Source organism: Bacillus hominis, assembly GCF_018332515.1.
Lineage (GTDB): Bacteria > Bacillota > Bacilli > Bacillales > Bacillaceae_G > Bacillus_A > Bacillus_A hominis.
In genome coordinates, this window is record NZ_BOQD01000394.1 from 1 (window position 1) to 5,896 (window position 5,896).

At 34.4% G+C, this 5,896-nt stretch carries 5 protein-coding genes and 1 pseudogene; 1 reads left to right on the top strand and 5 read right to left on the bottom strand.

Annotated elements, in window-relative coordinates; translation table 11 throughout:
* The 3 genes and pseudogenes from KI356_RS25480 to nuoA form a co-directional block, all read right to left on the bottom strand.
* Positions 1–310: pseudogene (locus KI356_RS25480) on the bottom strand (NADH-quinone oxidoreductase subunit C); the annotation flags it as partial.
* The gene (gene nuoB / locus KI356_RS25485) at positions 307–825 is read right to left on the bottom strand and encodes an NADH-quinone oxidoreductase subunit NuoB (protein WP_002113032.1); all 519 of its coding nucleotides are present in this window, start codon (positions 823–825) and stop codon (positions 307–309) included. The gene nuoB and the pseudogene KI356_RS25480, both read right to left, overlap by 4 nt.
* Positions 816–1,184, bottom strand: coding sequence for an NADH-quinone oxidoreductase subunit NuoA (gene nuoA / locus KI356_RS25490; protein WP_000179273.1), 369 nt, complete (start codon positions 1,182–1,184; stop codon positions 816–818). Before nuoA ends, nuoB begins: the two co-directional genes overlap by 10 nt.
* A gap of 308 nt (positions 1,185–1,492) precedes the next feature.
* Here nuoA and KI356_RS25495 point away from each other — a divergent pair, with 308 nt between their 5' ends.
* Complete coding sequence (locus KI356_RS25495) at positions 1,493–4,222, top strand: EAL domain-containing protein (RefSeq protein WP_212936832.1); 2,730 nt, start codon at positions 1,493–1,495, stop codon at positions 4,220–4,222.
* Between the two features lie 84 nt (positions 4,223–4,306).
* Here the strand turns inward: KI356_RS25495 and KI356_RS25500 are convergent, their stop codons facing one another.
* Together KI356_RS25500 and KI356_RS25505 are read right to left on the bottom strand one after the other, a co-directional pair.
* A complete protein-coding gene (locus KI356_RS25500) occupies positions 4,307–4,960 on the bottom strand; it encodes a DUF975 family protein (protein ID WP_002123800.1) in 654 nt (217 codons plus the stop codon).
* 49 nt (positions 4,961–5,009) lie between these two features.
* A complete protein-coding gene (locus tag KI356_RS25505) occupies positions 5,010–5,795 on the bottom strand; it encodes a DUF975 family protein (protein WP_212936833.1) in 786 nt (261 codons plus the stop codon).
* Between the last annotated feature and the right edge of the window lie 101 nt (positions 5,796–5,896).

The following is a 5,896-nucleotide window of genomic DNA, read 5'->3' on the forward strand; positions in this document are numbered from 1 at the left end:
CTTTTGCAGCTGCTGCCGCTTTCGCCTTTGCTTTCGCTTTTTCTTCGTCCGTTACTTCTTCTGTTCCTTCTCTCTTTTGCTTCGCTAGTGCAGCTACTTTTGCTTTTGCGGCTGCTGCGGCAAGACGTTTTTCTTCTTCTACATTAATCTCCTTATTTTTTGGTAGCGCTTTCTCTTTTTCTCGATGTTCTCCTTCAAGTTTAGACATTTCCGCCTCATGTTTCGCAGCAAGACGTTTTCGCGCTTCCTCTTTCGCATGACGGGCTGCTTCTCTTTTCATACTTTCTAAGTCTTTATTTGGATCACTCATTTATTCGTCACCTGCTTCCCGGTCCTCGCCTCGTAACGAATTTTTTCTTTTAATTTATTAATTCCATAAATTAAAGCAGCAGGATTTGGAGGGCATCCAGGAATATACACATCAACTGGTACAATTTGATCTACACCTTTCACAACCGCATATGAATTCACATATGGACCACCGGCTGTTGCACAAGATCCCATCGCAATTACCCACTTTGGTTCAGGCATTTGATCATATAAGCGCCGAACAATAGGTGCCATTTTCTTCGTTACCGTTCCTGACACAATCATGACATCCGATTGTCTTGGTGAAGTCCGAAAAAATGACCCAAATCGATCTAAATCGTAATGTGATGAACCTACTCCCATCATTTCAATCGCACAGCATGCCAGTCCAAATGTCATCGGCCATAAAGAGTTGCTCCGCGCCCATCCCTTCAACTGTTCCAATGTAGAAAAAAAGATATTCCTTTCTAATTCTGCTCGATCCCGCGGGTGTAATTCCTCAAAATTTATAACCATTGTAACACCTTCTTTTTCCAAGCATACGCTAATCCAACTAGCAACATCACAACAAAAATGAGCATTTCAATCAGTGCAAATAAACCCAGCTTGTCATACGCAACAGCCCATGGGTATAAAAATAAAGTTTCTACATCGAAGATGACGAACAATAAGGCGAAAATATAATAACGAGCATGAAACCGAATATTTGCATCATGAAAAGGCTCAATTCCACTCTCATACGTCGTCGCTTTCGCTGCACTCGGTTTATTTGGACGCAGCATCCTTCCTAATGTAAGAGCCACTACCGGCAGCAATATACCTAATAGCAAGAAAATCAAAACGATCATATAACTATTTTCATATACACTTGCCATTGTGAAACCCTCCCCCCTGAATTAAGAACAAGTTCACATAGTAAACAATATGTCTTACTTGCATTATTTATTATTTTTAAATTTTTCTAAATAATGCAACTATTTAATTCATTATAGCAAACTTCAAATTCCTATGTCGATATATTGGGAACAGAAACAACAATTAATACTTGCTGAACAAATCTATTTTTACAACTCATTATAAATGTGTAAAATAAATATAGAAATTCTATATGTTTTTCAAGCAATACCTAAAAAACATGAAATACAAAAAGATAATTTATCTGTATATACAGTGGGTGATATAAATGAAAAAACAAACACATGTAAGTATTCTTATAAGTATTGTATTGTTTTCTATAGCGATTCATTACGTAGCAATGCCTTTTCTATATGAATACTCATTTCCTTTTCAAATATTAATTGGAATGAGTACCCTATTAATTGATATTATCGCTTGTGGTTATATACTTTATTTTTCAAATATGAAAGAAGGGTTACCTCGTTTATTTTGGATAATATTATCTGTTGGAGCCCTCTCTTATTTCATCGGTGATATAGTCGTTTCCTATCAACGTTTAATTTTAAAGGACTTCTATACGTTCGTTGATCCGTCCGACTTTTTTTACTTGCTTTTTTTAATTAGCTTTGCACTTGCCTTTCTATACGAAATCATTTACAACCAAGATTTATTAGAAAAGCTTTTTATGATATGTGATATTTGCATTATCGTTACAGCCCAATTTACTTTAAGTTACTACTTACTTATTGAACGAACCATTCACGTTTTTACAACAACCTATATCGACATGTTTGTTCAACTTGCCTATCCAATGGCTGATTTACTCTTTCTTTTAATAGGAATCAATCTTTTATTCAGACCATTATCCTTATTACCAAAACAAGTTGGTGCACTTCTTGCCAGTGCTTTAATTTTGTATGCTACTACGGATGCTATTTATGCTTATATAAAATACTTCCAGCCCGAGCACTCTATGTTCACAGTTGCTCCATTCTATCAAGTAACCTTAGTATTGGTAGCAATCGCTTGTATACTTCACACAAAAGAGCCTGAAAAACAAGAACAAGTATTACTAACGCCTCAATTGGGTGAATCAATCCGATTATCATTACCTTATATTTCTGTAGTGACGCTTATTGTTTTTATATTGGTCGAAAATGTTTTTGCACCTACCGTAGTAATTGGACTAATGGCAACTTTCACCTTCGTTCTCATACGCCATATGTTAGTTCGAAGGCAAAATAAAATATTATTGCTAGCACAAATGCAATTCAACTTGGAACTCGAAAAACAAATCGAACTACGTACAGAAGATTTAGTAGAACAAAAAAATGAGTTATATCATAACCAACAAATGTTTAAATCTTTATACGAGCATCATCCAGATCCAATTTTTACATTAGATTTGTACGGTAACTTTCTCAATGTGAACAACGCTGGAACTACTTTACTCGGTTATCGAACGCATGAATTATTAAACCAACCATACTATTCACTTATGTATGAACAAGATTTGGAAGAAATCATTAATGCCTTTCATCACGTAAAAAAAGGGAAATCTATTTCTTTAGAAATACGGGCATATCATAAAAATAGAGATATTTACTACTTGCATGTTACAGCTGTTCCCATCTTTTTAAAGGAACATATTTCTGGGGCCTATTTAATGATTAAAGATATTACAGAAAGCAAACAGCAACAAGAACAAATTAATTTCCTAGCATATCACGATACTTTAACGGAACTTGCAAATCGCCGTTCATTTCATCAGCAGTTAGAAAAGGCAATTGCACGAGCAAAAATATCGAAAAAACCTTTTGCTGTTATGTTTCTCGATTTAGACCGTTTTAAAGTTATTAACGATACGCTCGGTCACCGGGTAGGAGATCTCTTATTAATTGCAGTAGCAAAAAGACTAGAACAAATATCGACGTCAAATATGAAACTTGCTCGGTTAGCTGGGGATGAATTCACAATTCTTATAGAGGATTATAAAGAAGATAGAGATGTACAAAAAATAGCTGATATGATTGTACTATCTATGAATGAGCCATTCGAAATTGAAAATCAACATTTACGAATCTCACCGAGTATCGGGATTGCAATATACCCAGAAGCAGGCGAAGATCCGTTATCTATTTTACAACATGCCGATATGGCCATGTACGAAGCAAAAAATAAAGGGAAAAATCGTAGCTCTCTTTACACGAAAGAACTATATAAAAAAATGGAACGAAAAGCTCGAATCGAAAAAGATTTGCCACTCGCTTTAGTAAACAACGAATTTTATCTCGTCTATCAACCACAAATTGATACGACAACAAATAAAATTATCGGTGCTGAAGCATTAATACGTTGGAAACATCCACTATTAGGTGACATTTCACCTTGTGAGTTCATTCCAATTGTGGAAGAGACTCCTCAAGTCATCCCACTTGGACATTGGGTATTAAGAGAATCTTGTCGTCAACTAAAAATATGGCAAAGTTTTGGATACACAAACTTAAAAATGAGTGTCAATTTATCAGCGAAAGAATTTCAACAAAATCAATTAATCGAAAATATTTCACGAATACTAAAAGACGTTAAGATTGACCCGAAAGATGTAACACTTGAACTAACAGAACGAATTGCGATGATTGATGAAAAGGAAACCTTATCGAGACTAAAGCAATTAAAAGAATATGGTATTCAAACGTCCATTGATGACTTCGGTACCGGCTACTCTTCTCTTGCATATTTATCAATTTTCCCTATCGATACATTAAAAGTACCAAAAGAATTTACACAACTAGCCGATCATCGCCCTGAAGAAAGAGCTATCGTCTCCACCATCCTTTCTCTTGCAAACACTTTAAATCTCTCTGTCGTTGCTGAAGGAATTGAGACAGAAAAACAGCTTAAGTTTTTGCAAAAAAACAACTGTAAATACATGCAAGGTTACTATTTCAGTAAACCTCTAACAAGTAAACAGTTTATAAAATTCCTACAAAAAACACCCAGTATGAACCAATAGTTCACACTGGGTGTTTTTATCACGTAAAAGTCCGATTGGTTCAAATCAGTGGGAGGTGTACCCCCCACTGATTACAGTTTCACTTTATATTGTTGGAATTTTTTTCTCATAATATTCTTCTGCAATCTCTTCGTAAAAAGCTGCAGCTGTTGTATAGAAATATGGAATTAACCATAGGAATCCAATCCCGAGTGTAATACAACTTAATATAAACCAACCAATAAAGCTTAAACATAAAAGGAAATACTCCATTTTATGCCCATCCATCATACGACGGCTTTCTGTAATGGCTTGATTCAATGAATATTCAGGATGATCGTTTATAATAAAATACGTCATTGCATAAGAAAACGATTTAATAATGCCTGGAATAATGAAAAGTAAAGTCCATAAAAAAAGATAAAAATTCACTAATAAATATACTAAAAATGATTTTAGAAATTTTTTTCCCTCTGTAAACCAAACAAATACATTACCGATACTAGCTTGTTTTTCGCGAATGATATTTAAAGCAAGATAATATCCACCTAAAGTTAATGGCCCGGTAACAAAAAATGTGAAAATATTTATTGAAAGTGAGCCCTGTGTTTCTTGCCAACCAAAAATTGAAGAAACCCCCAACTCAACACTAAAACTAAAAGTCATGATAAGAATTGAAATGAGTAGTGTAGCTCCGACAGCTAATCCCCATTTCCCTTCTAATGAATCTAGTGCTTCTCCTTTTAAATCACCAATCATACTTAACTTAACCTCCTATACGTAACAATTCTATTAGTATAGCACGTCCCTACTGTAATTCATCTTTTGCAATATAGCGATAAAAATGTGCTGTCGTTGTACCTACATATGGACTAAGCCAAAGAAACCCTATTCCAAGAGTAAAAATCGCTAAAATAGCCCATCCTATGAAGCTAAGCCATAAAAGAAATAAATCTAGTTTATGTCCCTTCATAAGGTTCTTACTTTCTTTCATCGCCTGTGAAACGCTATAATCTGGATTTTCAATCATAACATAATACGTAATCGCATAAGAAAAATACATCACAATCATGCCGACGATTGAAATAGCTAATAGTACGAAGAAAGCAATTGTTAACGATACATTCCCTTCCTCACCAAAAAACGCGAATAAACCTAGTAACAACATCGGGATCCACGTACCTGTATATAACAAAATCGCAAGCATAGCCCACATTGTTTTCATCATTCTTTTAAAGCCACGAAATCCTTCAAATAAATAATCTACTCTAGCATCTTCTCGTTTACTAATTTGTAGCAACACATTCGTATAACCGTATGATGTAATACCATAGGATGCATTACTCAAAATAATCATTATGCAATAAAAAATTCCAAATGTAATACCTGCCCCGATTGATATTGCTTCCTCTTCAAATGAGCCTGTTAAAACAGCAAATAAGAAAAATATAATAATTCCTGGAATTAAAAGTATAAGCATTGCAGCCATTGAAACAACATAACTTAAAATAATATGTAAAATCGTTGATCCAACACCTAGTCCCCATTTTCCCTTTAAAGAGTACAATGCTTCTCGTTTCATTTCACCGATCATTTATTCATCTCCTTTATAAATTGTTGTACATTCTCTACTTATACAAGAATTAATATAAGTATACCATTTTTGTAAAATTATCCATAAAGTGAAACTTTAAT

What these genes read in the sequence shown, in the direction of transcription:
- KI356_RS25500 (WP_002123800.1), bottom strand. Translation starts at nt 4,960, where the DNA reads ATGATTGGTGATTTAAAAGGAGAAGCACTAGATTCATTAGAAGGGAAA.
- nuoB (WP_002113032.1), bottom strand. Translation starts at nt 825, where the DNA reads ATGGTTATAAATTTTGAGGAATTACACCCGCGGGATCGAGCAGAATTA.
- KI356_RS25495 (WP_212936832.1), top strand. Translation starts at nt 1,493, where the DNA reads ATGAAAAAACAAACACATGTAAGTATTCTTATAAGTATTGTATTGTTT.
- nuoA (WP_000179273.1), bottom strand. Translation starts at nt 1,184, where the DNA reads ATGGCAAGTGTATATGAAAATAGTTATATGATCGTTTTGATTTTCTTG.
- KI356_RS25505 (WP_212936833.1), bottom strand. Translation starts at nt 5,795, where the DNA reads ATGATCGGTGAAATGAAACGAGAAGCATTGTACTCTTTAAAGGGAAAA.